The organism is Pseudonocardia phyllosphaerae (assembly GCF_046546475.1).
Classification (GTDB): Bacteria; Actinomycetota; Actinomycetes; order Mycobacteriales; family Pseudonocardiaceae; genus Pseudonocardia; species Pseudonocardia phyllosphaerae.
The window spans coordinates 32843-57608 of sequence record NZ_JBKGXS010000003.1; the positions used below are offsets into that span (position 1 = coordinate 32843).

A 24766-nucleotide genomic window follows, 5' to 3' on the forward strand; every position below is an offset into this window, starting at 1 on the left:
ACCGTCGGGGCACCCTCGGTCCATGGAACCGGCTGGCTGTGTCGTGACCGAGGTCGTCGGCACGTCCGACGAGAGCGTCGAGCAGGCGATCCGCGACGGCATGCACCGTGCCGGGCGGTCCCTCGACTGGTTCGAGGTGACCGGCGTCCGCTCCACGGTCTCGGGTACGGGCGGCCGTTACCAGGTCGACCTGCGGGTCGGCGTCCGCGAAGCCGCCTGAACGGGGCGCGCACCGAGGCGTGCCACCGGACGGGTGACAGGTCCGTTCATCGTTCGTTCACCGCTCCCGGGCCGCTGCTCGGGGCGCTCGGCTCCTAAGGTCGTCCCATGCGCAGGGAGACGCTCGACGACAACCTGACGCAGCTGCAGGCCATGCTCGACGAGATGGCCCCGCTGGTCGTCACCGCGTTCCGCAACGCCTCCACCGCTCTGCTGGAGGACCGCAGGCGGCTCGCACAGCAGGTCGTCGCCCGTGACCCGATCATCGACGGTCACCGCGCCGCGATCGAGCTGCTCGCCGTGGAGACGATGGCAGTCCACCAGCCGGTGGTCGGACCGCTCCGGTCGGTGGTGACCGCGCTGCGCTGCTCGCAGGTACTCGAACGGATGGGGGACCTCGCCCGGCACGTCGCCGAGGTCGTCGCCCGTGCCCCCGAGGACGCGCACCCGCTTCCCGACCAGGCGCACCCGCTGTTCGTCACCTACGGCGCCCGCGTCGCGGACGTGGCCGAGAAGGCGGCCTCGGTGCTGCGCACCCGCAACGTCGTGCTCGCCGTCGAGCTGGACGCCGACGACGACCTGGTCGACGCGGCTCACCGCGAGGTGTTCGAGCTGATGTTCGGCCCGGACTGGACGGCCGGGGTACCCGCCGCCGTCGACACCGCCCTGCTCGCCCGGTTCTACGAGCGCTACGCCGACCAGGCCGTCCGGCTGGCCGAGCACGTCGTCTACGCCGTCACCGGCGGGACCCCGGACCAGGTGCCGATCTGACCGACCGGCGGGGCCGGCCCGGGGTGCGACGGGAGATCAGCCGAAGCGACCGGAGACGTAGTCCTCGGTCTCCTTCTCCTTCGGCTGGGAGAAGATCGTCTTGGTGTCGTCGAACTCGATGAGCTTGCCCGGCTTGCCGGTGCCCTCGATGTTGAAGAACCCGGTCATGTCGCTGACCCGCGCGGCCTGCTGCATGTTGTGGGTGACGATGACGATCGTGTACTCGTGCTTGAGCTCGTTCATCAGGTCCTCGATCGCCAGGGTGGAGATCGGGTCCAGCGCCGAGCACGGCTCGTCCATCAGCAGCACGTCCGGCTGGACGGCGATGGCGCGGGCGATGCAGAGCCGCTGCTGCTGACCACCGGAGAGGCCCGAACCGGGCTTGTCGAGCCGGTCCTTGACCTCGTTCCACAGGTTCGAGCCGCGCAGCGAGCGCTCGACGGTCTCGTCGAGCTCGGACTTCGGCGCCTTCTTGTTGTTGAGCTTCAGGCCCGCGATGACGTTGTCGTAGATCGACATCGTCGGGAACGGATTCGGCCGCTGGAAGACCATGCCGATCTGCCGGCGCACCCCGACCGGGTCGACGCCCGGCGCGTAGAGGTCCTCGCCGTCGAGCTCGACCTTGCCCTCGACGCTCGCGCCCGGGACGACCTCGTGCATCCGGTTGATCGACCGCAGGAAGGTCGACTTGCCACAGCCGGACGGCCCGATCAGAGCCGTCACCGTCTTCGGCTTGATCGTCATGTTGACGTCCTCGACCGCGAGGAACGACCCGTAGAAGATGTTCAGGTCCTTGGTTTCGACGCTCTTGCCCATGTCTCGGAAATCCTTATCGGGTCTTCGGGGCGAAAATGTGGGAGATGATCCGAGCGACGATGTTCAGGATCATGACGATCACCATCAGGACCAGTGCGGCGGTCCAGCAGCGCTCGATGAACGCGCTCAGCGGGATGCCCGGCGTCGCGTAGGAGAAGTAGGAGAACACCGGCAGTGCGGCCATCGGCCCGGAGAACGGGTTGCCGTTGACGCCCTGGGTGAAGCCGATGGTGACCAGCAGCGGTGCCGTCTCGCCGATGACGCGGGCGATCGCGAGCGTGATGCCGGTGGCGATACCACCCGCGGTCGTCGGGATGACGACCTTGAGGATCGTGCGCCACTTCGGCACGCCCAGCGCGGCCGAGGCCTCGCGCAGGTCGTTCGGGACGATCTTGAGCATCTCCTCGGTGGAGCGCACGACGATCGGGATCATCAGCACGGTCAGCGCGACCGCACCGGCGAAGCCGAGCCGCACACCCGGGCCGACGAACAGCGCGAACAGCGCGTAGGCGAACAGGCCGGCGACGATCGACGGGATACCCGTCATGACGTCGACGAAGAAGGTGATCGCCCGGGCGAGCTTGTTCTGGTTGCCGTACTCGACCAGGTAGACCGCGGTGAGCACACCGACCGGGATCGACATGAGCGCGGCCAGCGCGGTGATGATCAGGGTGCCCTGGATGGCGTGCGACGCACCGCCGCCCACACCGACGACGCCGCGCATCGAGTTGGTGAAGAACGTGACGTCGAAGCGCGCCCAGCCCTCGGAGATCACCGTCCAGAGCACCGACACCAGCGGGATCATCGCGACCAGGAAGGCGCCGGTGACCACGGCGGTGACCAGCCGGTCCAGTGCCTTGCGCGGTCCCTCGATGGCCCGCGACCCCAGGTAGGTCACCACCAGGAACGCGAGCGCGGTCAGGACGACCCACAGGCCGATGCTGAACCCGCCGAGCAGGGCGACGAAGACGGCCATGACCACGGCGGAGCCGCCGAGGACGGCCCACGGCGCCCAGTTCGGGAGCGAGCCCTCCTTCTTCGGCAGCGGCGCGGAGGTGGCCGGGGCGTCGAGGCCCGGGCTCGCGGTGCGTGCGGCGACGGCGCCGGTGCTCTCGCGCCCGGACTCGTCGTGTTCGGTTCCGGTCGACATGTCAGTTCGCTCCCGAGAAGTCGCGGCGGCGCTCGACGATGAACCGGGCGAGCATGTTGACCAGCAGGGTGATCACGAACAGCACGAGGCCGGAGGCGATCAGCACGCTGACGTCGATCCCGGAGGCCTCCGGGAACTGCAGCGCGATGTTGGCGGCGATCGTCGAGGGGTTCGCCGAGCCGATCAGGTCGAAGGTGACGCCGCCGGAGACCGACAGCACGATCGCGACGGCCATGGTCTCGCCGAGCGCGCGGCCGAGGCCGAGCATCGCGCCGGAGACGACTCCGGACCGGCCGAACGGCAGGACCGCGAGCCGGATCGTCTCCCAGCGGGTCGCGCCGAGGGCCAGCGCCGCCTCGATGTGCAGGCGCGGGACGTGCAGGAAGACCTCGCGGGAGACCGCGGTGATGATCGGCATGATCATCACCGCCAGCACCACGCCGACGATGAGCATCGTGCGGCCGGTGGCCGAGGGCGGGCCGGCGAAGAACGGCAGCCAGCCGAAGTAGGTGTTGAGCCAGACCAGCAGCCCGGCCGACGCCGGCGCGAGGGTCAGCGCGCCCCACAGGCCGTAGACGATCGAGGGGACCGCGGCCAGCAGGTCGACCAGGTAGCTGAGGATCTGCGCGACGCGGCGCGGGGCGTAGTGGCTGATGAACAGGGCCACCGCGACCGCGAGCGGCGTCGCGATGATCAGCGCGAGGACCGCGCTGAGCAGCGTGCCGAACACCAGGGGGGCGATGTAGACGACCAACCCGTCGGGGGCCGAGGGGGCCGACGCCGTCAGCGCCGGGAACGTCTTGCTCACCAGGAAGGCGGCGACGCCGGCCAGGACGACGAGGATGAGGATGCCCGCGCCCTTCGCGGCGCCCGCGAAGATGCGGTCACCCGGCTGGGTGACGGGTTTGCGCGCCGTGGTCTCAGGCGCGGATTGCGTGGTGGTCACAGTTGTCCCTGGTGATGCGGTGGTTGCTGGACAGGGGGGAGAGCGGCCGTGAGCCCCGGCCGGGCGTCTCGATGATGACGACCGACCGGGGCCCGTGGCTAGTGCTCGTTCCGTCGCGGACGGCTCAGCCCGCTGCCTTGATCTTCTCGATCACCGGGGTGATCTGGCTGCGCAGCGAGTCCGGCAGCGGGGCGGAGCCCGCCGCCTCGGCCGCCTTCTGCTGCCCCTCCGGGCTGACGACGTACTGCAGGAACGCCTTGGTCGCGTCGGCCTGCGACTGGTCCTGGTACTGCGGGCAGGCCAGCAGGTAGGACACCAGCACCGCCGGGTAGGCACCGCCGGTGGCGGTCCGGTTCAGGTCGTAGGCGAACGCGCTGTCGCCCTGCCCCTCCTTGCGCTTCGACTCCTCGAAGATCTTGACCGCGGCCTCGGCGCTCGGCTCGACGGCCTTGTCGCCCAGCTTCAGCTTGGCCTTGCCGAGGTCCTTGGCCTGGCTGGCGTCGGCGTAGCCGATCGTGCCGTCGCCGCCACTGACCGAGTTCACGACACCCGAGGTGCCCTGCGCGGCCTCACCACCCTGGACCGGCCACTCCTCGGCGGCCTTGGAGGTCCACACCTTCGGCGCGGCCTTGTTCAGGAAGTCGGTGAAGTTCTGCGTGGTGCCCGACTTGTCGGAGCGGTGCACCGGGGAGACCTTGGTCGCCGGGAGCTGCTTGCCGGGGTTGTCGGCAGCGACCTTCGGGTCGTTCCAGGTCTTGATGTCGCCCTTGAAGAGCCCCGCAACGGTGGCCGGCGACAGGGTGAGGTCGTCGACGCCGTTGAGCTTGTAGACCACGGCGATCGGGGAGATGTAGTCCGGGATCTCGATGACGTCGCCGCCGCACTTTGCCTTGGCGTCGGTCAGCTCCTTGTCCTTCAGCGAGGAGTCGGTGCCGGCGAACTGCACGCCGCCCTGGATGAACTGGGTGCGGCCACCGCCCGAACCGACCGGCTGGTAGTTCACCTGAGCGCCGGGGTTGGCCTCGGAGAAGCCGGCGTTCCAGGCCTGCATCGCGGCCTGCTGCGAGCTCGCGCCCGCGCCGTTGATCGTGCCGTTGACGCCGCCACCCTGGGCGCCGCCTCCGCCGCCCTCGTTCGCCGCGCCACAACCGGCGACGACGAACAGCGCACAGGACGCCGCGACCCCGGCGGCCGCCAGGCGCGCTCGGGGCGCGCGCCGATTGGTCTTCACTACAGGTTCCTCCGTGATCGGCTCGTGCCGTTGGACGACCCCTCGGCCGCCGGCCGATGACGCTAAAGAGGGGGGTTGGCCGCCTGACCCACGGAAGATGAACACGAGCTGAACACGACGCCCGAACGGGTGGATCCATATCACACCGCGAACACCCCGTGAGGACGCTGTCGCGCGCGGTGACTATGTCCGGTTCATGTCAGCATGACGCAATGGTCAACGCGCGTAGTTCACGTCCGCGGCATGCACGGTGAACCCGAGGCGCTCGTAGACCTTCACGGCGGGCGCGTTGTCCGCCTCGACGTAGAGCAGGACCGTCTCCAGGCCGCGGTCGTCGTGCAGGTGGTGCAGACCCGCGAGAGTCAGGACGCCGCCGAGTCCGCGGCCGTGCGCGGCCGGGTCGACGCCGAGGACGTAGACCTCGCCCATCGCTCCCTCGCCGGTCTCCTCGGCGGGATGGACCTTGGTCCAGTGGTAGCCGAGCAGCGCCCCGGAGGCGTCGTCGAGGGCGAGCAGGAACCCGGCCGGGTCGAACCAGTCCTCGCCCTCGCGGGCAGCCAGCTCGTCCCCGGTCCAGCCGCCCTGCTCGGGGTGCCAGTCGAAGGCGGCGTTGTTGACGCGGAGGAACTCGGCGTCGTCGGTCCCGGGGACGAATGCGCGGAGGGTGACGCCGTCCGGGACGGTGAGCGCGGGCAGGTCGCCGGCGTCGGCGGTGCGCCGCATCTGCCAGAGCACCCGGTCGCGCCGGTAGCCGCGCTTCTCCGCCAGCGCGCGGGCGGCATCGAGATCGCCGTGCGCCCAGACGTGCGGGGCGGCGGTGAGCTTCTCCAGCGCGTCGACCAGCGCGGATCCGTGACCGGCGCGGCGCTCGTCCGGGTGCACGACGAGCTCGGCGTACTCGCCGTCGAGCTGGGCGTAGGCCGGGACCGGGCCGTCGTGCCTGCCGGATTCGCCGGAGCCGCCGAGCAGGACGTGCCGGACGCCGTCGCGCGGCGCGTCCGGGCGCAGGTTTAGCAGGAACTGCTCGGACAGCGGCTCCGCACCGTCGGCCGCGGAGGCGGCGGCGAGCGTCGCACGGACGCCCGCGACGGTGTCGGCGTCGATCTCGGTCAGCACGCGCGGGTCCACGGTGCGGACCCTAACCGGGCCCGCCGCACCCCGCCGCCGGGCTCACCCCGGACGGCCCGGCGCGAGACCCTGCGCGATGGACCCTGCGCGATGGACCCTGCGGGAGGACTCAGCGGGAGGAGAGAGATCCCGGCTGCTGCCGGGTCGACGGGCGCAGGCCCGCCGGACGCTCCCCGTTCGCACGCTCCTCGGCACGGGCGGGCGCGGACTCGTCGTCCTCGTCCTCCGGCTCCGGCGGCGCGGCGATCCCGCCCCGGGACGGGCGGACGAACTTGTAGCCCACGTTGCGCACGGTGCCGATCATCTGCTCGTGCTCGCCGCCGAGTTTGGCGCGCAGCCGCCGCACGTGGACGTCGACGGTGCGGGTGCCACCGAAGAAGTCGTAGCCCCAGACCTCCTGCAGCAGCTGGGCGCGGGTGAAGACCCGGCCCGCGTGCTGCGCGAGGTACTTGAGCAGCTCGAACTCCTTGTAGGTGAGTTCGAGCAGGCGGCCCTTGAGCCGAGCCGAGTAGGTGGCCTCGTCGATGACCAGCTCACCGAGGACGAGCGCACCGCCGCCGGAGGAGGACTCGGCCCCGGGGCGTGCGCGCAGCAGGCGCAGCCGGGCGTCGACCTCGGCGGGGCCGGTGGCGGGAAGCAGGATCTCGTCGACCACCCACTCCCCGGACACGGCGACCAGCCCGCCCTCGTTGAGGACGGCGATCACCGGCACGTCGGTCCCGGTGCTGCCGAGCAACCGGCACAGGGAGCGGGCCGCCACCAGGTCGCTGCGGGCGTCGACGAGGACCGCGTCGTGCGGGCCGGCGTCGAGCAACGCCGCGACCTCGGGGGCCGCGGTCCGCACGTTGTGCGGCAGCAGGGACAGGGCAGGCAGCACGGCGGCCGCTTCCGGAGCCGTGGTCAGCAGGAGCAGTTCCATGGACTCCTCCTCTCGCGATACGTGGACGATACCCGGGCGTCACGCATGAGTCAGCACGATCGCGACCCGCCTCACGCAGGAACCGTTCCGGTCCCGTCGGCGCCGATGATCTCATCCGGCCCCGGCGGGGGTCGCGGACGCTCCCGGACGGGAGCGCCTACCGTGCAGGTCAGCGGCGGTACGGCCGGGCACCGCCGGGAACTCGGAGGTGCAGGGACATGGACGTGACCGGGCTGGTCGTCCTGCTCGTGGCGCTCGCAGCGCTGAGTCTCTACGGCCTGTGGCTGCGCCGCCGGGACGGGCGCGTCCGGGCCGCGGAGCCCGGGTCCGGGCCCTCGGGCTGGGATCTCGCGGACACCGAGCCGCAGGGACGGCGAGCCCTGCTGCTGCAGCTGTCGTCGCCGGCCTGCGCCCCGTGCAGGCAGACCGCCGAGGTGCTCGGCTCGCTCGTCGCGGCCGACGCGGGGCTCGCGCACGTCGAGGTGGACGTCGCCGAGCATCAGGACGTCGCCCGCACGCTGGGCGTCCTGCGGACCCCGACCACCGTGGTCTTCGACGCCGAGGGGGCCGAGGTCCTGCGGGTCTCCGGGGTGCCCCGGGTGGACGAGCTGACCCCGGCACTCCCACATCCTGGAACCTGACCGGACAGGTGTGAGCGGTTCGGGGTGTGCGGACCGCGCACCGTCGGCTACGCTCGCCCCCGTGAACTGGCCGCTGACCCGACGCCGCGCAGTCGATCTGTGCCGCCTCGCCGGCTGCCTCTGTCTGGCCTCCTGACCCGAGTGCCCGGGCCGGCTCGTCACCTCTGACGCGTCCGGCCGTCATCCGGAAAGCTCCGCAGGAGTTCCATCATGTCCGTGACGGACATCCCTGTCGCGCGCGCCGAGCCGAGGCTCGACCCGCGTGGCGTCCGGTTCGCCGCCGCACTCACCACCGTCGTCCTGGCGCTGGTGCTGGTCAGCGGCAGCGGATGGCTGGCCGCCGCCCAGGCGGCGGTGTTCGCCGTCGGCAGGTTCGCCGGCATGCAGTTCGCTCCCTACGGCGAGCTGTACCGCCGGCTCGTCGCACGCAGGCTCGGCCCGGCCACCGCATGGGAGGACGCCGCCCCGGTCCGTTTCTCGCAGACCGTCGGCCTCGTCTTCACCGCGGTCGCCGCGGCCGGCTACCTGGGCGGCCTGCCGCTGCTCGGCGTCGTCGCCACGGCGGCGGCGCTCGCGGCGGCCTTCCTCAACGCGGCCTTCGGCTTCTGCCTGGGCTGCGAGATGTACGGGCTCCTCGCCCGCCTGCGCGGCAGCGGCTCGCTGCCCGCGCGTTCCTGAGTCCCACCGAACACGTAACGGGAGAGATCGAACATGAGCCGCGAGGACGTCCTCGTCACCGCCGACTGGGCGGAAGAGAACCTGGACAGCGACGGGGTGGTGTTCCTCGAGGTCGACGAGGACACCACCGCCTACGACGGGGGCCACATCCCCGGTGCGGTCAAGGTCAACTGGACCGACGAGCTGCAGGACGAGGTCCGCCGCGACATCGTCACCAAGGAGCAGTTCGAGCAGCTCCTCTCGGCCAAGGGCGTCGGCAACGACGACCTGGTCGTGCTCTACGGCGGCAACAACAACTGGTTCGCCGCGTACGCGTACTGGGAGTTCAAGCTCTACGGCCACGACAAGGTCGTGCTGCTCGACGGCGGCCGCAAGAAGTGGGAGCTCGACGGCCGGACCCTGACCAGCGAGGTCAAGGACCGCCCCGCCACCTCCTACACCGCCAAGGACGCCGACAACTCGATCCGCGCGTTCCGCGACGAGGTCGTCGACGCGATCGACACGAAGAACCTGGTCGACGTGCGCTCGCCCGACGAGTTCTCCGGCAAGATCCTGGCCCCGGCCCACCTGCCGCAGGAGCAGAGCCAGCGCCCGGGCCACGTGCCGTCGGCGGTGAACATCCCGTGGTCGAAGGCGGCCAACGAGGACGGCACCTTCAAGTCCAACGACGACCTGGCCGCCCTCTACTCCGAGGCCGGCTACGACGGTAGCAAGGCGACCATCGCCTACTGCCGCATCGGCGAGCGCTCGAGCCACACCTGGGTGGTGCTGCACGAGCTGCTGGGCCACTCCGACGTCAAGAACTACGACGGCAGCTGGACCGAGTACGGCTCGCTGATCGGCGTCCCGATCGAGCTGGGAGCGAAGTAAGCATGTGCGGAGCACCTGACCAGTCCCTGACCCTGCCCCCGAACACGGACCTGTCCAAGGAGACCGTGGTCGCCGGCCGCGTCGTGGCCGGTGGCGAGCCGGTCGCCGGGGCCTTCGTGCGGCTGCTGGACGGCACCGGCGAGTTCACCGCGGAGGTCGTGTCCTCGGCCTCGGGTGACTTCCGGTTCTTCGCCGCGCCGGGCACCTGGACCGTCCGGGCGCTGTCGCGCTCGGGCAACGGCGACGCCGAGCTCGTCGCCGACGGGCCGGGCCTGCACCAGGCGGAGATTGCCGTCGCCTGAGCTCGCGAAGGCGCGAGACAACACCGTCGCCTGAGCTCGCGAAGGCGCGAGACAACACCGTCGCCTGAGCTCGCGAAGGCGCGCATCAGTACCGTCGCCTGAGCTCGCGAAGGCGCGCATCGGTACCGCGCCTGAGTGTTCTTCGGAACCGCCGAACGCCGCTCCGGGAATCTCCGGGGCGGCGTTCGGCGTTACCGGTACGTCCCCGAGTACGCTGGCGCGCCGTGCACTGGTTCTCCACCGGGCTGCTGATCGCCCTCACCGCGGGGACCGCCGCCTGGTCCGGCTGGTTGCTCCGGCGTCTGTTCGTCGTCGAGCCCGCGGTTCCCGGAGGCGACCTGCCCACCCCCGACCTCTCCGACCACGAGGAGCCCCAGACGTGACCGAGCCCGACTCCGGCTCCGAAGAGCTGCAGACCACCATCACCGGCCCGGAGAACGCCGCGCCGGACTCCCCGCAGCGCAACCTGCCGCTGTGGGAGGACCTGCCCGTCACCGACGACACCGCGAACCTGCGGCACGGACCCGACCTGCACCAGAACAACCTCGGTGTGCTGCCGCTGGTCGGCGTGTGGCGCGGCGAGGGCGAGCTGGTCGACCCGACGTCGGAGGAGCCGAAGCGCTTCGGCCAGCAGCTGGTGTTCGCCCACGACGGCAGGCCGTTCCTGTCCTACGAGGCACGCGCCTGGCTGCTCGACGACAACGGCGAGCCCGGCGAGTCGATCGAGCGCGAGACCGGTTTCTGGCGTCCGCAGGAGGACGGCTCGCTCGAGGTCCTGCTGGCCGACAGCAACGGCCTCGTCGAGGTGTTCTACGGCCCCAAGGGCGACATGCGCTCCTGGGAGATCCAGTCCGACGCCGTCGCCCGCACCGCGACCGCCCGCGAGACCGTCGCCTCCAAGCGGCTCTACGGCCTGGTCAACCAGGGTGATCTGGCCTATGTGGACGAGCGCGCGCTGGACGGCGGCGAGATGAAGCCGTACATGTCCGCGGTGCTGCACCGCGTCGTCGGCTGAGCTTGCCGACACCCTCCGCCCGGGACCGTTCGGGCGCGCCGACCGCGCGTCCGAACGGGGCCCGGGCGTTGTTGTTCGAGGCCGCGTCGGCCGCGGAGGTCGCGGCGATCGCCGCCGCCGTCCGCGACGCCGCGCTGCCCGAGGTGACCGAGCTGGTCCCGGCCGCCCGCACGGTGCTGGTCGAGGTCGCTCCCGGCGCCACGCTCGACCGCGTACGCGCCGCCGCGGCCGGCGCGGGGGACGCCGGTGCCGCACCCGAACCGGGGGCCCGGCACACGATCCCGGTGATCTACGACGGCGCGGACCTGGACCTGGTCGCGCACACCGCCGGGGTGTCCGCCGACGAGGTCGTCGCGCTGCACTCCGGCGCCGAGTACACGGTGGACTTCTGCGGGTTCGCGCCCGGTTTCGGCTACCTGTCCGGACTGCCGGGGCCGCTGCGCCAGCCGCGGCTGGAGAGCTCCCGTTCCGCGGTGCCGCCGTGCTCGGTGGGCGTCGCGGACGTCTACTCCTGTGTGTACCCGCGCCGCTCCCCCGGCGGCTGGCGGCTCGTCGGGCGCGCCGATGTGGACCCGCGGGAGCTGTTCGACCCGTCCGCGGAGCGGCCCGCCCTGCTCGCCCCGGGAGACCGGGTGCGGTTCGAGCCGCGATGACCGGGCAGGACGGCGGGTTCGAGGTCCTCGCGACGGGGCCGCAGGCGCTGGTCACCGACCGCGGGCGGCCCGGGTTCGCCCACCTCGGTGTGCCTCCGTCGGGATCGCTGGACCGGCCGTCGTACGAGCTGGGGAACCGGCTGGTGGGCAACGGTTCCGGTGCCGCCGGGCTGGAGCTGCTCGGCGGTGGGTTGCGGCTGCGGGCCCGCGGCGCCCGGATCGTCGCGGTGACCGGCGCACCGGCCCCGGTACGGGCCGGCGGGCGCCCGGCCGCGAGTCACACTGCGCTGCGGGTGCCCGACGGCGCCGTCCTGGAGATCGGGACGCCGGTGGCCGGGCTGCGGATGTACCTCGCGGTCGCGGGCGGCCTGGCCGCCGAACCGGAGCTGGGCAGCCGCAGCACCGACGTGCTGTCCGGGCTGGGCCCGGACCCGGTCGCGGCCGGCGATGTCCTGCAGGTCGGCCCGTGGGCCGGGCCGGTGCCGCCCGCGGGCCCGGTGCCGTTCCCGGCGGTGCCCACGCAGCTCCGGCTGCGGGTGCGGCCCGGCCCGCGCGACGACTGGTTCACCGACCCGCGCGCTGCCCTGACCGGTCCGGTATGGACGGTGTCGCCGACGGGCAACCGGATCGGCGTCCGGCTCGACGGGCCACCCCCGCCGCGACGTACGTCCACGCTCGGCCGGGAGCTGCCGAGCGAGGGGATGGTGACCGGCGCGGTGCAGGCCCCGCCGGACGGACCGCCGGTGGTGTTCCTCGCCGACCACCCGACGACCGGCGGCTATCCGGTGATCGGTGTCGTCGACGACGCCGACCTGCCGCTGCTGGCGCAGGCGGCTCCGGCCAGCACGGTGCGGTTCACCGTCCTCGGCTGAGCGTCCCGCTGCTCAGCGGGCGCCCTCGCCGTCGAGCATGGTGCGGACGTCGTCGACGGGCATGCCGGCCAGCCGGCCGATCTGCTCGGGCGCGAGACCGCAGTCACGCAGCCGCCGGACGGCGCGCTCCAGCTCGGCCCGGCTGCGGCGCATCTGGTCGCCGAGCTCGTCGAGATGGTCGCGGGAGTCGTCGATCCGGCGCGTCGCGTCGAGGGCACGGTCCGGGTCGCTGATCAGCACCGACAGCAGCCGGTCGCGGACATCGGCACCCGCGGGCTCGTCGGCCTCGGCGTCCTGGGTCGCGGAGACCGGCTGGAGGGTGCCGTCGGCGTCGCGGCGCAGGCGGGCCTGCTGCACCGCGCGGGCGGCGAGGGCCTGCTGGACCGCGCGGGACACCGACACCGAGGTACCGCGCTCGGCCGGGTCGTCGTCGTGGTCGCGCGGTTCCGGCGACCGGGACGGCTCCGGCTGCGGCTCGTGGTGGGCGGCGGCCGGGGCGTCGGGCGTCGGGGGGTCGGTGCGCTCGGTCGACCACGGCGGCACCGGGGTGCCCGTGGGCTCCGGCGCCGGGCCGGGGTCGGGGACCTGCGGCGCCGTACGGCCGGGGTCCCCGACGACGCGCAGCCGCGACAGCGGGCGCGGGGCCGGGGTGCCGGCGTCCTCGTCCGCGGGGCCGAACATCGGGTCGTCCGGGTCGTCGGTGGCGGTGTCGGACGAGGCGGTGCCGGACTCGGCGGTGTCGGACACGGCGGGGGTCTCGGCGACACCGGCCGCGTCACCGGTGGCGGGGACGTCCGTGTCCTCGCCGGTGCCGTCCCCGGACGGGGCGGCAGCTGGTGTGTCGCCGGGAGAATCGACAGCGCCGGGGGAACTGTCCTGACCGGACTCCGGGGTCCGGGCGGCCGGGGGCTCCGGGGTGGCGGCCCGCTCGTCGCGGGCCGACGCGTCGGTGCGAACCGGCATCGCCCGTCCGGCCCGCTCGACAGTGCCGAGGTCCGGGCGCTCGTCGGCCGGGGCGATGACGTCGTCGCGGTCGTTCTCCGGGTTCCGGGTCCGGGGCACCGGACGGCGCCGGCGCCAGGCCGCGGTCGCCGCCGCGGCGAGGCCGGCGGCCGGTACGGCCGCGACCGCAGCGGTGCGGGTGGCGGAGTCGTGCCCCGATTCCTGCGCTGCCGATTCCTGCGCCGCGGAGTCCTGCGCTGTGGAGGCGGTCGCGCCGGGGGTGGCCGGGGCGGCTGCATACTGCGGGCCCGGCGCGTGCCCGGTGTCCGGTGAGTGCGCCACGTCCGGGGTGTGCTCCGCGGCCACCGCGTCCTGCCCCACCGGGGCGGCCTGCGCGGCCGGGACCTGCTGCGCCGCCGGGGCGTGCTGCGGGGCCGGGGCGTGCTGCGGCGCCGGGTAGTGGCGCTGCGGCTGCGCGTACTGCCGCGGCTGTCCGTCACGGGCCGCGCTGCGGGACGCGGAGCCGTCGGCGTTCAGCGGCAGGCCCGGGAGCGGGCCGGTGTCGGCGTCGCGCGCGGCGACCATGTCGGCCACCGTCCGCGTCGGAGCCGGCCTCGGCGGGTCGGCCGGGCCACCGGCGTTCTCACCGGTCCAGTCCTCCGCGCACGGCACCGGAGCCGGCCGCGCCTCGGGACGCTCGACCGGCAGCGGCGCGGTGGCCGGGCTGCGGCGCGCGCGCCACACCCCCCACAGCACGAGAAGGACGAGCACGCCCACACCCAGCACCGCGACGAGCGGCAGGAACGGGACCGTCCACGAGCCCAACTGCATGATCGGGACCATATTCCGGTCCGGCCCCGATCACCGGGAACCTCAGCCGCTGCGCGTCCCCGTCGACGGCCGCCCGGCGGCGGAGCGCTCCGCCTTCCCGGAGCCGGCGTCGCCGCCCTCTCCCCCGGTGTCCGACGAGCTGTCGTCGCCGTTGCCGGACCTGCCACCGGAGCGCTTCGACGAGCCGCCGTTGCGGCCGGCCTGCCCGTTTCCGCCCTGGCCGGGCCCCGGACGGCGCCCGTTCGGGGCGTCGCCGTCGTCGTCGCGGGCGGGGGTGGGGTTCGCGGTAGTCGGCTGCTCCGCCGCGTCGCCGGTGGACGCAGCTGCCCCCTTCTTCGGGGCGCCGGAACCCTTCTTCGAACCATCCGATGGTGTGTCACCGGAACGGCGGACGGCGCCGACCGCGACGGTCCGCTCCGGGTCCTCGCCGTCCTCGGCCGGAGGGTGCGCGGTGTCCTGGCGGGGCACCGCCGTCGTCGCGGGCTCGGCGTCCGACGCCGGCCGGAACAGGTCGGCGGCACCGGAGTCGGCCGGGCCGCCACCCCGGTTCGCGTCCTGCTTCCCGGACGGCTGCGGGCCCGGCCGCGGCGACGGCGACGGCCGCCCGCCCGGCCCGGGGCGCGGGCCGTCCGGCTTCGACGTGCCCTGCTCGGCGGCGCCGTCCTTCGTCGCCGTGTCCGCGCTGTCCGCGGCGGCCTTCCCGGCGGCGGGCTCCGCCGCTGCGTCCACGCAGGAGCCTGCCGGCTTCGGCGTGGGGCCGGGCTTCGGCGACGGTCCCGGCTTCGGACCGGGTTTCGGCGCGGGCCCGGGCTTCGGCGCCGCGGAGGCCGGCGACGCCTCGTCGGCCCCGGCCTTCACCTCGCTGCCGTTCCGGCCGTCCTGTGCGGCGGAGGCACCGTTCTGCGCACCCGCGGGCGCCGGACCGGGCTGCGACGCGAGCGGCCGGCTGCCGGACCTGGCGGACTGCGGCCCACCGGCCGGGCGACCGGGCTGCGGACCCCGCGGGCCCGGCTGCGGGCCGTGCTGCGAGGCACCCTGCTTGGGCCGGTTCGGCCCGGATCCCTGCGCGCCGCCCTGGCCCTGCTGGTTCTGCTGCCGGCCCTGCTGGTTCGAGTTCTGCTGGTTCGCGTTCTGACCCGGCTGGTTCGGGCGCCCCTGCGGCGACGGCGCACCGGCGCGGCCCCCGGCCTCGGTACGCAGCTCGTCCCGCCGCCGGGTCAGCTCACCGACCTCGGCGCGGAGCTTGTCGCCCTGCTCACGGGCACGGTCGGCATCGGCGCGGGCCCGGTCGACCTGCTTGCGGGCCTCCCCGGCGACACGCTCAGCGTCGGCGCGGGCCTTGGCGCGGATCTCCTCCGCCTCCTCCTCGGCCTTCGCCAGTATCGACTGCATCCGGTCCGAGAAGTCGTCCGCGGACGACCCGGCCGCCACGGCTCCGGCGGACCCGGGCGGCCCGGGGTGCGGCGCCGGCCGCGGCGGACCGGGCGGCGGGCCCATCGGCCCCCCGGGCACCGGAGCGCCGGGCGGCGGCATCGGACGGCTGCGGAGCGCGTCGATGTCCGCGCGCATCCGGCCCATGACCCGCTGCATCTGGACGATGTGCTCGTCGACCTGCTTGCGGTCGTAACCGCGGAGCACGACGTCGAACCGCGGGGAACCGCCCGGGCGGTCCGCCCCGTCTGCCGTCATCGTCTCTCCTCGCGTCGTCCGGCACGGTGCGCCGAGGCCGGACCGGAAGTGTCCGGTCCGACTTCGACGATCAGGGTAGCGATCCGCGCGGCCCCTCGGCGACCTCCGCAGGCCACGCGGGCGATCACCCCGGCGTGGCGCTTCCCGCCGCACCGCTCGCCGTGGCACCATGCCCGGCTGCCGCGTCGCCGGTCGAGGTCCGGCGGCACACGGAATACCATCGTGGGTGTGGACACCTCGCTGAAGGGCACGCTGCACAAGCGCGGCCTGCGGATGACGCCGCAGCGCCAGCTCGTCCTCGACGCCGTCCGGACCCTCGGGCACGCGACGCCCGAGCAGGTGTGCACCCGCGTGCAGGAGACCGCTCCGGCGGTCAACATCACCACCGTCTACCGGACGCTGGACCTGCTCGAGGAGCTCGGCGTCGTCCGGCACGCGCACCTCGGGCACGGCGCGCCGACCTACTCCGAGCACCAGCACCGGCACGTCCACCTGGTCTGCCACCGGTGCGGACGGGTGGACGAGGCCCCGACCGAGCTGATGGCCGAGGTCGAGCGCCGTACCCGGTCCGAGTACGGCTTCCGGCTCGACGCCACCCACGTCGCGCTGTCGGGGACGTGCACCGACTGCGTCGCCGAGCACGGCGCCCCCGGCGACACGAACGACACGGACGACACAGGCGACACGGGCGAGAGCACCGGCGAGGTCCACGCACACCAGCACGTCGCCGCGGAGGGAGACCGTTGACCACACCCGCAGCCCAGAACCCCGCCACCCCCGAGACCGACGACGCCGGACCGGCCGACCCGGACGCCGCCGTCGCCGCACACCACGGTGACCCGCCTGCCGAGCAGCGCGCGATGGCCCGCGCCGCCGCCGTCGTCGACCGGGGGCACCGCGACGTCCTGGCCGTCACCGGCGAGGAGCGCCTCGCCTGGCTGCACCTGCTGCTCACCCAGCACATGAGCGAGCTGGGCGACGACACCGGCACCGAGGCCCTGATCCTCGACGCCCAGGGCCGGGTCCTGCACCACGCCGCGGTCGCGCACACCGCGGGGGCCGTCTACCTCGACACCGAGGCCGGTGACGGCGCCGCGCTGCTCGACTACCTCACCAAGATGGTCTTCTGGTCCAAGGTCGAGCCGCGGGACGCGACGGCGGAGCTGACCGTGCTGACCGTCGTCGGCCCGGACACGCCGTCGGTGCTGGAGTCCGCGGGCCTGCCCGTGCCTGCCGCCCCGCACGGCGTCGCCCCGCTGTCCGGGGGCGGGTTCGTCCGGCGCACCCCGTGGCCGGGCAAGGACGCCGCGGACGTCGTCGTGCCCCGCGAGGAGGCCGACCGCTGGTGGTCCACGCTGACCGGCGCGGGCGCCCGCGCGGCCGGCTCGATCGCGTTCGAGGCACTGCGCGTGGAGTCGCGGGCGCCGCGGCTGCACCTCGACACCGACGAGCGCACGATCCCGCACGAGGTCGGCTGGATCGGCCCCGCCGTGCACCTGACCAAGGGCTGCTACCGCGGCCAGGAGACGGTCGCGCGGGTCGCGAACCTGGGCCGTCCGCCGCGCCGCCTGGTCCAGCTGCTGCTCGACGCCGGCGACGAGGACCTCCCCCGCACCGGCGACCCCGTCGTGCGCGACGGCCGCACGGTCGGCCGGGTGGGCACCGTCGTCCAGCACCACGAGCTGGGCCCGATCGCGCTGGCGCTGGTCAAGCGGTCCGTCCCGGCCGACGCCGAGCTGACCGCCGGGGACGAGGACCGCGTGTCCCCCGCCACGATCGACCCGAATTCCTACGAGGCCGACTCCGCCACCCCGCCGCCAGGGCGAGCGGCCCGGGCACGGGCCAAGGGCGGCCCCGGCGCCGGATCCTGAGGGTCGTCGCACCCGGGGTGACCTGCGGCGGAACGCTCCGTCGCGGTCACCTCGCCCGCGGATGACGCGGGAGTGTCCGACAGGTGTCGGGCGAGGGGCCTGCGGCGGGTCGGGCTGTGACGGAGGCGGAACGACCGCGGAGCCGCGTCGCACGTTCCGGCCGGAGCAAGGTACGGTAGCTGTCACGACATTGATGAGAAGAGAGGGGCCGCCGGGTCGTGTCAGCTGACCGGGCCGCCCCTTCCCTGTTGTAAGGGGGACCAGCCATGGGGCGCGGACGAGCCAAGGCCAAGCAGACGAAGGTGGCCCGCGAGCTCAAGTACAGCTCCCCTTCTATGGATCTCGACGCGCTCCAGCGCGAGATCGGTAGTGGGACGGCGGTTACTACCGACTCCGGCGACGACGAGTACGGCGAGTACGCCGACCTCGCGGCCAAGTACAACGACGAGGACGACGAGCCCCGTCGCTGACGGTGCCGCGGACGCCGTACGCCGGGCCTCGACGGCCGGGTACGGCGAACCGCGGCCACTCTCACATCGCGCCCGCAGGCGCTCTCCCGTGACACCGTTCGACGACCTGCCGTGACCGGCTGGTGGCGGGTGGTGTCGTTCGCTCGGGACGGATGAGGCAAGATCGGGTGCGCGCCCCCGCGGCGCCGGCCCGGTCCCCGTCGTCCCCCGAGGTGTTCACGTCATGCGCGGCAACCTGTTCGCCGTCGCGGTGAACCTCGTCGTGCTCACGGTCCGCTCGGACCGGCTCCACGTGCTGCTCATCGAGCGCGGTGAGCCGCCGTTCGTCGGCGAGTGGGCGCTCCCCGGCGGTTTCGTGCGCCCGGACGAGGACCTGGTCCACACGGCCGGACGACGGCTCGGTGAGGAGACCGGGGCGGACACCGGCGACGCCGTCGTCGGGCACCTGGAGCAGCTCGCCAGCTACGCGGCCCCGGACCGGGACCCGCGCGGGCGCGTGTTGTCGGTGGGCTACCTGGCGTTCGTGCCGGACATGCCCGAGCCGACCCCGGGTGGCGGTGCGGTCAAGTCGGCCTGGTTCCCGGTCGACACCGTGCTCGCCGGTGGCACCGAACTCTCCGGCAGCACCGAATTTTCCGACAGCACCGAACTCGCCAGCAGCACCGAGCTTTCCGGCGGCACCGAACTCTCCGGCCGCACCGTCCCCGCGCTGGCCTTCGACCACGACATGATCCTCGCCGACGGCGTGGAGCGGGCCCGGTCGAAGCTGGAGTACACGACGCTGGCCGCGTCGTTCTGCCCGGACGAGTTCACCGTGTCCGATCTGCGCCGGATCTACGAGGCCGTCTGGGAGACGGCCCTGGACCCGCGCAACTTCCAGCGCAAGGTCACCTCGACCGAGGGCTTCCTCGTGCCGACACCGACGCTGGTCACCGGCGGCCGCGGCCGCCCGCCCCGGCTGTTCCGGCGCGGCGCGGCGCAGGCGCTGCACCCGCCGATGCTGCGGGAGTCCCACCGGGCCGCCGAGCAGCAGACCGCCGCGTCGTAGCGGGTTCCCGGCCGGCGCTCAGAAGCGCGGGTGCTCCCCGCGCAGCAGGACGCGACCCCCGAGCTCGCCGGAGTCGGCGCCCTCGACGTCGTCGGCCTTCTCGACCTCGCCCAGGATCCAGGCCGGCACGTGCCGGGCGGTCAGGATCGCCAGCGCACGGTCGACGTCCTCCGGCGGCAGCACGGCGACCATGCCGACGCCCATGTTGAACGTCTTCTCCATCTCGGTCCGGTCGACCCGGCCCCGGGACTGGATGAGCTTGAAGATCGGGGCGGGGGTCCAGGAGCCGCGCTCGACGGTGGCGGCGAGCCCCTCGGGCAGCACCCGCTCCAGGTTGCGGGCCAGCCCACCGCCGGTGACGTGCGAGAACGTCCGCACCCCGGTCTCGGCGGCCAGGGCAAGGCAGTCCTTGGCGTAGATCCGGGTCGGGACGAGCAGCTCCTCGCCGAGGGACTGGTCGAACTCCTCCAGCTCCCCGGCCAGTGGGAGCCGGGCGATGTCGAGCAGCACGTGCCGGGCCAGCGAGTAGCCGTTGGAGTGCAGGCCCGACGAGCCCATCGCGACGAGCACGTCGCCGCGGCGGACCCGGTCCGGGCGCAGCATCTTGTCCGCGTCCACGACGCCGACGCCGGTCGCGGACAGGTCGTAGCCGCCGGCGTCCATCAGGCCCGGGTGCTCGGCGGTCTCGCCGCCCAGCAGCGCGCAGCCGGCCTGCTCGCAGCCCTCGGCGATGCCGCGCACGATCGTCGCGACCTGCTCGGGCACCAGCTTCCCGACGGCGATGTAGTCCTGCAGGAACAGCGGCTCGGCCCCGCACACCACGAGGTCGTCGACGACCATCGCGACCAGGTCCTGGCCGATGGTGTCGTGCTTGTCGATGGCCTGGGCGATCGCGACCTTGGTGCCGACGCCGTCGGTGGAGGCCGCCAGCACCGGCTCGGTGTACTTGCCGAACTTCGCGGCGAACAGCCCGGCGAACCCGCCGATACCGCCCATCACCTCGGGCCGGGTGGCCTTCTCGGCGAACGGCTTGAACTGCTCGACCGCCCGCTCGCCCGCGTCGATGTCCACCCCCGCGGAGGCGTAGCTGGCGGAGCCGGACTCGGTCGAGGGCATGGGTCGGTTCTCCAGGTCACTGTCAGTGCCGATCATGGCTGTACTGATCATCGCGGTGCTGCTTCGTGGCGTGCCGCAGCCCGGGCCCCGGCCGTGTGGCCGGTCCCGGAGCGGCGATCCGGCTCAGGGCCGGGTCAGTGCTTCCCCGGCACCGTATCCGACGGACAGCGGGCCCGGGTCCCCCGATGCGGCACCGGACGTCGTCGGGGTGGGGAGGTCCTCCAGGAGGTGCTTGCCCAGCTGGGCCTCCTCCGGGAGCGGGATCGGGTACTCGCCGTCGAAACAGGCGCAGCACAGCCGGGAACGGGGCTGCTCGGAGGCCGCCACCATCTCCTCGACCGAGACGTAGCCCAGCGAGTCGGCGCCGATCGAGCGGCGGACGCCCTCGGTGTCGGCGCCGTTGGCGATCAGCTCGGCGCGGCTGGCGAAGTCGATGCCGTAGAAGCAGGGCCAGCGCACCGGCGGCGACGCGATCCGGACGTGCACCTCGACCGCACCGGCCTCGCGCAGCATCCGGACGAGCGCGCGCTGGGTGTTGCCGCGGACGATCGAGTCGTCGACCACGACCAGGCGCTTGCCCCGGATGACCGAGCGCAGCGGGTTCAGCTTCAGCCGGATGCCGAGCTGGCGGATCGTCTGGCTGGGCTGGATGAAGGTGCGGCCGACGTAGGCGTTCTTCACCAGGCCCTGGCCGTAGGGGACGCCGGAGCCCTGGGCGTAGCCGATCGCGGCCGGGGTGCCGGACTCCGGGACCGGGATGACCAGGTCGGCGTCGACGGGATGCTCCTCGGCCAGCCGGCGGCCGATGTCGACGCGGGCGTCGTAGACCGAGCGGCCCGCGATCTGGGTGTCCGGGCGGGCCAGGTAGACGTACTCGAACACGCAGCCCTTGGGCTCGGGCGCGGCGAAGCGGGTGCTGCGGATGCCGTCGGCGTCGATCGCGACGAGCTCGCCGGGCTCGACCTCGCGGACGAACGAGGCGCCCACGATGTCCAGCGCCGCGGTCTCGGAGGCGACGACCCAGCCGCGCTCGAGCCTGCCCAGCACCAGCGGCCGGACGCCGTGCGGGTCCCGGGCGGCGTAGAGGGTGGTCTCGTCGGCGAACACCAGGGAGAACGCGCCGCGCAGCGTCGGCAGCAGCCGCAGCGCGGCCTCGAACAGGCCGAGGTCGGCGGTGGTGGCGGCGAGCAGCTCGGTGACCAGGTCCGAGTCGGTCGTCGCGCGCAGGCCGGAGCGCTTGCGGTTCTCCAGCGTCGCGACGTTCTCCCGCAGCTCCGCGGTGTTGACCAGGTTGCCGTTGTGCCCCAGCGCGAGGCCGGAGCCGGTCTCGGTGGTCCGGAAGGTCGGCTGCGCGTTCTCCCAGGTGGTCGCGCCGGTCGTGGAGTAGCGGCAGTGCCCGACGGCGAGGCTGCCGCGCAGCGAGGACAGCGTCTGCTCGTCGAAGACCTGGCTGACCAGGCCGAGGTCCTTGAACACGACCATGCGGTTGCCGTCGGAGACGGCGATGCCGCAGGCCTCCTGCCCGCGGTGCTGCAGGGCGTAGAGGCCGTAGTAGGTCATCTTGGCGACGTCCTCGCCCGGAGCCCAGACGCCGAAGACGCCGCACTCCTCCCGGGGGCCCTCCTCGGGCTGGAGGGCCGCGAGGGGGTCGGCGCCGTCGCTCGGGACGGAGGTGGCGGAGTCGGTGGTGGGCGGGGTGACTGCGGTGTTCCGGACGGAACTCAACGCGGCTGCTCCTCGACGGGCGACGGACCGGACCGGGGGCCGACTGTACGCGGGACCGGACGTGATCTCCCAGGTCCCGGGACCGGCGTCACGTCGCAGTCACCTGTGTGCCACGTCCGTGTCACGGCCCGCAGCGGGCCCGGAACCCTCCGGCGTCCCGGACGATTCAGGCGAGCGGGAGGAACCCGGCGATCTCCCCGGCCCGGCTGCCGGACGCCCGTACCGCCCCGTCGGCGACGGCGTCGTCCCAGGACCGGCGGCCCAGCGCGAGCGCCAGCCAGGTCCGCGGGTCGGTCTCGACGACGTTCGGCGGGGTCCCGCGGGTGTGCCGCGGCCCCTCGACGCACTGCACCGCACCGAACGGCGGGACCCGCACCTCGACGCTGTGCCCGGGCGCGCGGGCGGCCAGCTCGGCCAGCGACTCCTTCACCGCGGCCTTGCGGGTGGCCCGGTCGGGTTCCGGGCCACCGTCGAGCCACGCGTGCAGGGGCTCGCTCACGCTCGGACCGGGACCCTCAGACCGAGACGGCGCCGAACCGGGCGGGCAGGGTGCCCTCCCAGGCGCTCCGGAGCTCGTCGAGGCCCAGCTCGCCGACGTTGCCGATGGTCAGCGCGGTGCCACCGGCGACGCCGATCCGGGCGGCGGGGACGCCTGCCGCGGCCGCCCGGGTCAGCAGGTCGTCGGCACCGGCGGCCGGCACGGTGACCAGCACGCGTCCGGCGGACTCGGCGAACAGCGCGGTGAAGACGTCCTCGTGCACCGCCGACAGGTCGATCTCCGCGCCCCGGTCCCCCGCCAGCGCGGCCTCGACCAGGCCCTGCGCGAGCCCGCCGTCGGACAGGTCGTGGGTGCCGGTCAGCGCGCGGTCGGCCGCCGCGGCGGCCAGCAGCCCGGCCAGGCGCCGCTCGTGGGCCAGGTCGACCTCCGGCGGGACGCCGCCGAGGTGGCCGTGCACCTCGTGCGCCCACTCCGAGCCGCCCAGCTCCGCGCGGGTCTCCCCCAGCAGCAGGACGGCGTCGCCGTCGGCGCCGGCGAACCCGGACGGGACGGCGTCGGCGACGTCGTCGATCACGCCGAGCACGCCGACGACCGGGGTCGGCAGGATCGCCGTCGAGCCGGTCTGGTTGTAGAAGCTGACGTTCCCGCCGGTCACCGGGGTGCCGAGCACCGCGCAGCCGTCGGCGAGGCCGCGGACGGCCTGCTGGAACTGCCACATGACGTGCGGGTCCTCCGGCGAGCCGAAGTTCAGGCAGTCGGTGACGGCCAGCGGCACCGCGCCGGAGGTGGCGACGTTGCGGTAGGCCTCGGCCAGCGCCAGCTGCGCCCCGCGGTACGGGTCGAGCGCGACGAAGCGGGAGTTGCAGTCGGTGGCGACGGCGATGCCGCGGCCGGTCTCCTCGTCGACCTGCACGACACCGGAGTCGGCGCCGTGCGCGGCCACGGTGTTGCCGCGCACGTAGCGGTCGTACTGGTCGGTGACCCAGGCCCGCGAGGACAGGTTCGGCGCGGCGGCCATCCGCAGGATCTCCGCGCGCAGCTCCGACGGGGTCTCCGGGCGCGGCAGCCGCTCCGGGGTGTCGGCGGTCAGCGCGTCCTGCCTGTCGTCGTCGCGGGCGACGGGGCGCTCGTAGACCGGGCCCTCGTGGGCGACGGTGCGCGGCGGGACGTCGACGACGGTCTCCCCCTGGGAGGTGATCACCAGCCGGTCGCCCTCGGTGACCTCACCGATCACCGTGGCGATCGTGTCCCACTTGCGGCAGACCTCGAGGAACGCGTCGACGTCCTCGGGCTTCACGACCGCGCACATCCGCTCCTGGGACTCCGAGGAGAGGATCTCCGCGGCGGTCATCCCGGTGGCGCGCAGCGGGACCGCGTCCAGGTCGACGTGCATGCCGCCGTCCCCGGCGCTGGCCAGCTCCGAGGTCGCGCAGGACAGCCCGGCGCCGCCGAGGTCCTGGATGCCGACGACGAGCCCGGCGGAGAACAGCTCCAGGCAGCACTCGATGAGGACCTTCTCGGTGAACGGGTCCCCGACCTGCACCGACGGGAGCTTCTTGCGGCCCGCGCCGTCGCCGCCCTCGGCGTCGTCGTCGCCGAAGGTCTCCGAGGCCAGCACGGAGACGCCGCCGATGCCGTCGAGGCCGGTCGTCGCACCGAACAGGATGATCTTGTTGCCGGCGCCGGAGGCGAACGCGAGGTGCAGGTCCTCGGCCTTCAGCGCGCCGACGCACAGCGCGTTGACCAGCGGGTTGCCCGCGTAGGTGGGATCGAAGACGACCTCACCGGCCACGTTCGGCAGACCCAGGCAGTTGCCGTAGCCGCCCACCCCGGCGACGATCCCGGGCAGCACCCGGGCGGTGTCGTCGGCGTCGGCCGGGCCGAAGCGCAGCGGGTCGCCGACGGCGATCGGGCGCGCACCCATCGCCATGATGTCGCGGACGATGCCGCCGACACCGGTCGCGGCGCCCTGGTAGGGCTCCACGTACGACGGGTGGTTGTGCGACTCGACCTTGAAGGTCACCGCCCAGCCGTCGCCGATCGAGACGACGCCGGCGTTCTCGCCGATCCCGGCGAGCATCGCCTGCTTCATCTCGTCGGTGGTGGTCTCGCCGAAGTAGCGCAGATGCACCTTCGAGGACTTGTACGAGCAGTGCTCGCTCCACATCACCGAGTACATCGCGAGCTCGGCGTCGGTGGGACGGCGCCCGAGGATCTCGCGGATCCGGGCGTACTCGTCGTCCTTGAGCCCCAGCTCCCGGTAGGGCTGCGGCGCCTCCGGCGTCGCCTCGGCGTGCTTGACGGAGTCGGCCTGCGGCATCGTCACGGCGTCAGGGTAGACGCCCGGGTGCCGGGTCCGGCGGG

27 protein-coding genes are annotated in these 24766 nt (G+C 73.7%); 15 read left to right on the forward strand and 12 right to left on the reverse strand.

Annotation, left to right across the window (positions count from 1 at the left end; genetic code table 11):
• The first annotated feature begins 22 nt into the window (after positions 1 to 22).
• Together ACLE50_RS08590 and ACLE50_RS08595 are read left to right on the forward strand one after the other, a co-directional pair.
• Positions 23 to 220, forward strand: coding sequence for a dodecin family protein (locus ACLE50_RS08590; protein WP_410942900.1), 198 nt, complete (start codon positions 23 to 25; stop codon positions 218 to 220).
• 107 nt (positions 221 to 327) lie between these two features.
• Complete coding sequence (locus ACLE50_RS08595) at positions 328 to 990, forward strand: phosphate signaling complex PhoU family protein (protein WP_410942901.1); 663 nt, start codon at positions 328 to 330, stop codon at positions 988 to 990.
• A 36-nt stretch (positions 991 to 1026) separates the two neighbouring features.
• On the opposite strand, the gene pstB is transcribed toward ACLE50_RS08595, so the two are convergent.
• From pstB to ACLE50_RS08625, 6 genes are all read right to left on the reverse strand, one after another.
• Positions 1027 to 1806, reverse strand: a complete 780-nt coding sequence (pstB, locus tag ACLE50_RS08600) for a phosphate ABC transporter ATP-binding protein PstB (protein WP_410942902.1) — start codon at positions 1804 to 1806, stop codon at positions 1027 to 1029.
• A gap of 13 nt (positions 1807 to 1819) precedes the next feature.
• Entirely contained in the window at positions 1820 to 2956 is a 1137-nt protein-coding gene (gene pstA / locus ACLE50_RS08605) for a phosphate ABC transporter permease PstA (RefSeq protein ID WP_410942903.1), read from the reverse strand.
• A gap of 1 nt (position 2957) precedes the next feature.
• Positions 2958 to 3902: a phosphate ABC transporter permease subunit PstC gene (gene pstC, locus ACLE50_RS08610; protein WP_410942904.1), complete on the reverse strand. Its 945-nt coding sequence runs from the start codon at positions 3900 to 3902 to the stop codon at positions 2958 to 2960.
• A 124-nt stretch (positions 3903 to 4026) separates the two neighbouring features.
• Entirely contained in the window at positions 4027 to 5133 is a 1107-nt protein-coding gene (gene pstS / locus ACLE50_RS08615; protein ID WP_410942905.1) for a phosphate ABC transporter substrate-binding protein PstS, read from the reverse strand.
• Between the two features lie 216 nt (positions 5134 to 5349).
• On the reverse strand, positions 5350 to 6261 hold the full coding sequence (gene mshD, locus ACLE50_RS08620) for a mycothiol synthase (protein WP_410942906.1): 912 nt from the start codon (positions 6259 to 6261) through the stop codon (positions 5350 to 5352).
• A 109-nt stretch (positions 6262 to 6370) separates the two neighbouring features.
• Positions 6371 to 7180, reverse strand: a complete 810-nt coding sequence (locus ACLE50_RS08625) for a winged helix-turn-helix transcriptional regulator (RefSeq protein WP_410942907.1) — start codon at positions 7178 to 7180, stop codon at positions 6371 to 6373.
• Positions 7181 to 7398: 218 nt separating this feature from the next.
• On the opposite strand from ACLE50_RS08625, the gene ACLE50_RS08630 reads away from it, so the two are divergent.
• The 9 genes from ACLE50_RS08630 (at position 7399) to ACLE50_RS08670 (ending at position 12211) form a co-directional block, all read left to right on the forward strand.
• Positions 7399 to 7821, forward strand: coding sequence for a thioredoxin family protein (locus tag ACLE50_RS08630; RefSeq protein WP_410942908.1), 423 nt, complete (start codon positions 7399 to 7401; stop codon positions 7819 to 7821).
• A gap of 61 nt (positions 7822 to 7882) precedes the next feature.
• Complete coding sequence (locus ACLE50_RS08635; protein WP_410943251.1) at positions 7883 to 7957, forward strand: Ms5788A family Cys-rich leader peptide; 75 nt, start codon at positions 7883 to 7885, stop codon at positions 7955 to 7957.
• Positions 7958 to 8031: 74 nt separating this feature from the next.
• Entirely contained in the window at positions 8032 to 8499 is a 468-nt protein-coding gene (locus ACLE50_RS08640; protein ID WP_410942909.1) for a DUF4395 domain-containing protein, read from the forward strand.
• 33 nt (positions 8500 to 8532) lie between these two features.
• Positions 8533 to 9369: a sulfurtransferase gene (locus ACLE50_RS08645; protein ID WP_410942910.1), complete on the forward strand. Its 837-nt coding sequence runs from the start codon at positions 8533 to 8535 to the stop codon at positions 9367 to 9369.
• 2 nt (positions 9370 to 9371) lie between these two features.
• On the forward strand, positions 9372 to 9671 hold the full coding sequence (locus ACLE50_RS08650) for a DUF1416 domain-containing protein (protein WP_410942911.1): 300 nt from the start codon (positions 9372 to 9374) through the stop codon (positions 9669 to 9671).
• 224 nt (positions 9672 to 9895) lie between these two features.
• The gene (locus tag ACLE50_RS08655) at positions 9896 to 10054 is read left to right on the forward strand and encodes a hypothetical protein (RefSeq protein WP_410942912.1); all 159 of its coding nucleotides are present in this window, start codon (positions 9896 to 9898) and stop codon (positions 10052 to 10054) included.
• Positions 10051 to 10686, forward strand: a complete 636-nt coding sequence (locus tag ACLE50_RS08660; RefSeq protein WP_410942913.1) for a heme-binding beta-barrel domain-containing protein — start codon at positions 10051 to 10053, stop codon at positions 10684 to 10686. The genes ACLE50_RS08655 and ACLE50_RS08660 overlap by 4 nt, the downstream gene beginning before the upstream one ends.
• Positions 10687 to 10754: 68 nt before the next feature.
• Positions 10755 to 11339, forward strand: coding sequence for a 5-oxoprolinase subunit B family protein (locus ACLE50_RS08665; RefSeq protein WP_410942914.1), 585 nt, complete (start codon positions 10755 to 10757; stop codon positions 11337 to 11339).
• Complete coding sequence (locus ACLE50_RS08670) at positions 11336 to 12211, forward strand: 5-oxoprolinase subunit C family protein (protein WP_410942915.1); 876 nt, start codon at positions 11336 to 11338, stop codon at positions 12209 to 12211. The genes ACLE50_RS08665 and ACLE50_RS08670 overlap by 4 nt, the downstream gene beginning before the upstream one ends.
• A gap of 12 nt (positions 12212 to 12223) precedes the next feature.
• Here the strand turns inward: ACLE50_RS08670 and ACLE50_RS08675 are convergent, their stop codons facing one another.
• Both ACLE50_RS08675 and ACLE50_RS08680 read right to left on the reverse strand, forming a co-directional pair.
• Positions 12224 to 13984 (reverse strand): hypothetical protein, encoded by a 1761-nt coding sequence (locus tag ACLE50_RS08675; protein WP_410942916.1) that lies wholly within the window; start codon positions 13982 to 13984, stop codon positions 12224 to 12226.
• Between the two features lie 42 nt (positions 13985 to 14026).
• Positions 14027 to 15673: a hypothetical protein gene (locus ACLE50_RS08680; RefSeq protein ID WP_410942917.1), complete on the reverse strand. Its 1647-nt coding sequence runs from the start codon at positions 15671 to 15673 to the stop codon at positions 14027 to 14029.
• A 228-nt stretch (positions 15674 to 15901) separates the two neighbouring features.
• Between ACLE50_RS08680 and ACLE50_RS08685 the strand changes: the two genes are divergently transcribed.
• The 4 genes from ACLE50_RS08685 to ACLE50_RS08700 all read left to right on the forward strand — a co-directional run bounded on the left by ACLE50_RS08685 (position 15902) and on the right by ACLE50_RS08700 (position 19062).
• Positions 15902 to 16420, forward strand: coding sequence for a Fur family transcriptional regulator (locus tag ACLE50_RS08685; RefSeq protein ID WP_410942918.1), 519 nt, complete (start codon positions 15902 to 15904; stop codon positions 16418 to 16420).
• The gene (gene ygfZ / locus ACLE50_RS08690; protein ID WP_410942919.1) at positions 16417 to 17544 is read left to right on the forward strand and encodes a CAF17-like 4Fe-4S cluster assembly/insertion protein YgfZ; all 1128 of its coding nucleotides are present in this window, start codon (positions 16417 to 16419) and stop codon (positions 17542 to 17544) included. The genes ACLE50_RS08685 and ygfZ overlap by 4 nt, the downstream gene beginning before the upstream one ends.
• Before the next feature lie 266 nt (positions 17545 to 17810).
• Complete coding sequence (locus ACLE50_RS08695) at positions 17811 to 18014, forward strand: DUF3073 domain-containing protein (RefSeq protein WP_410942920.1); 204 nt, start codon at positions 17811 to 17813, stop codon at positions 18012 to 18014.
• A 223-nt stretch (positions 18015 to 18237) separates the two neighbouring features.
• Entirely contained in the window at positions 18238 to 19062 is an 825-nt protein-coding gene (locus ACLE50_RS08700; RefSeq protein ID WP_410942921.1) for an NUDIX hydrolase, read from the forward strand.
• 18 nt (positions 19063 to 19080) lie between these two features.
• On the opposite strand, the gene purM is transcribed toward ACLE50_RS08700, so the two are convergent.
• The 4 genes from purM to purL form a co-directional block, all read right to left on the reverse strand.
• A complete protein-coding gene (gene purM / locus ACLE50_RS08705) occupies positions 19081 to 20178 on the reverse strand; it encodes a phosphoribosylformylglycinamidine cyclo-ligase (RefSeq protein WP_410942922.1) in 1098 nt (365 codons plus the stop codon).
• Positions 20179 to 20301: 123 nt separating this feature from the next.
• Positions 20302 to 21903 carry an amidophosphoribosyltransferase gene (gene purF, locus ACLE50_RS08710; RefSeq protein WP_410942923.1) on the reverse strand — a complete coding sequence of 534 codons (1602 nt, stop codon included), beginning with the start codon at positions 21901 to 21903 and terminating at the stop codon, positions 20302 to 20304.
• 166 nt (positions 21904 to 22069) lie between these two features.
• Positions 22070 to 22402, reverse strand: a complete 333-nt coding sequence (locus ACLE50_RS08715; RefSeq protein ID WP_410942924.1) for a sterol carrier family protein — start codon at positions 22400 to 22402, stop codon at positions 22070 to 22072.
• Between the two features lie 16 nt (positions 22403 to 22418).
• Positions 22419 to 24722, reverse strand: a complete 2304-nt coding sequence (gene purL / locus ACLE50_RS08720; protein WP_410943252.1) for a phosphoribosylformylglycinamidine synthase subunit PurL — start codon at positions 24720 to 24722, stop codon at positions 22419 to 22421.
• Positions 24723 to 24766: the final 44 nt, after the last annotated feature.

What these genes read in the sequence shown, in the direction of transcription:
- ACLE50_RS08675 (WP_410942916.1), bottom strand. Translation starts at nt 13,984, where the DNA reads ATGCAGTTGGGCTCGTGGACGGTCCCGTTCCTGCCGCTCGTCGCGGTG.
- ACLE50_RS08625 (WP_410942907.1), bottom strand. Translation starts at nt 7,180, where the DNA reads ATGGAACTGCTCCTGCTGACCACGGCTCCGGAAGCGGCCGCCGTGCTG.
- ACLE50_RS08695 (WP_410942920.1), top strand. Translation starts at nt 17,811, where the DNA reads ATGGGGCGCGGACGAGCCAAGGCCAAGCAGACGAAGGTGGCCCGCGAG.
- ACLE50_RS08630 (WP_410942908.1), top strand. Translation starts at nt 7,399, where the DNA reads ATGGACGTGACCGGGCTGGTCGTCCTGCTCGTGGCGCTCGCAGCGCTG.
- purL (WP_410943252.1), bottom strand. Translation starts at nt 24,722, where the DNA reads ATGCCGCAGGCCGACTCCGTCAAGCACGCCGAGGCGACGCCGGAGGCG.
- ACLE50_RS08590 (WP_410942900.1), top strand. Translation starts at nt 23, where the DNA reads ATGGAACCGGCTGGCTGTGTCGTGACCGAGGTCGTCGGCACGTCCGAC.
- ACLE50_RS08700 (WP_410942921.1), top strand. Translation starts at nt 18,238, where the DNA reads ATGCGCGGCAACCTGTTCGCCGTCGCGGTGAACCTCGTCGTGCTCACG.
- pstA (WP_410942903.1), bottom strand. Translation starts at nt 2,956, where the DNA reads ATGTCGACCGGAACCGAACACGACGAGTCCGGGCGCGAGAGCACCGGC.
- ACLE50_RS08640 (WP_410942909.1), top strand. Translation starts at nt 8,032, where the DNA reads ATGTCCGTGACGGACATCCCTGTCGCGCGCGCCGAGCCGAGGCTCGAC.
- ACLE50_RS08670 (WP_410942915.1), top strand. Translation starts at nt 11,336, where the DNA reads ATGACCGGGCAGGACGGCGGGTTCGAGGTCCTCGCGACGGGGCCGCAG.
- purM (WP_410942922.1), bottom strand. Translation starts at nt 20,178, where the DNA reads ATGCCCTCGACCGAGTCCGGCTCCGCCAGCTACGCCTCCGCGGGGGTG.
- pstB (WP_410942902.1), bottom strand. Translation starts at nt 1,806, where the DNA reads ATGGGCAAGAGCGTCGAAACCAAGGACCTGAACATCTTCTACGGGTCG.
- ACLE50_RS08650 (WP_410942911.1), top strand. Translation starts at nt 9,372, where the DNA reads ATGTGCGGAGCACCTGACCAGTCCCTGACCCTGCCCCCGAACACGGAC.
- ACLE50_RS08595 (WP_410942901.1), top strand. Translation starts at nt 328, where the DNA reads ATGCGCAGGGAGACGCTCGACGACAACCTGACGCAGCTGCAGGCCATG.
- ACLE50_RS08645 (WP_410942910.1), top strand. Translation starts at nt 8,533, where the DNA reads ATGAGCCGCGAGGACGTCCTCGTCACCGCCGACTGGGCGGAAGAGAAC.
- ACLE50_RS08680 (WP_410942917.1), bottom strand. Translation starts at nt 15,673, where the DNA reads ATGACGGCAGACGGGGCGGACCGCCCGGGCGGTTCCCCGCGGTTCGAC.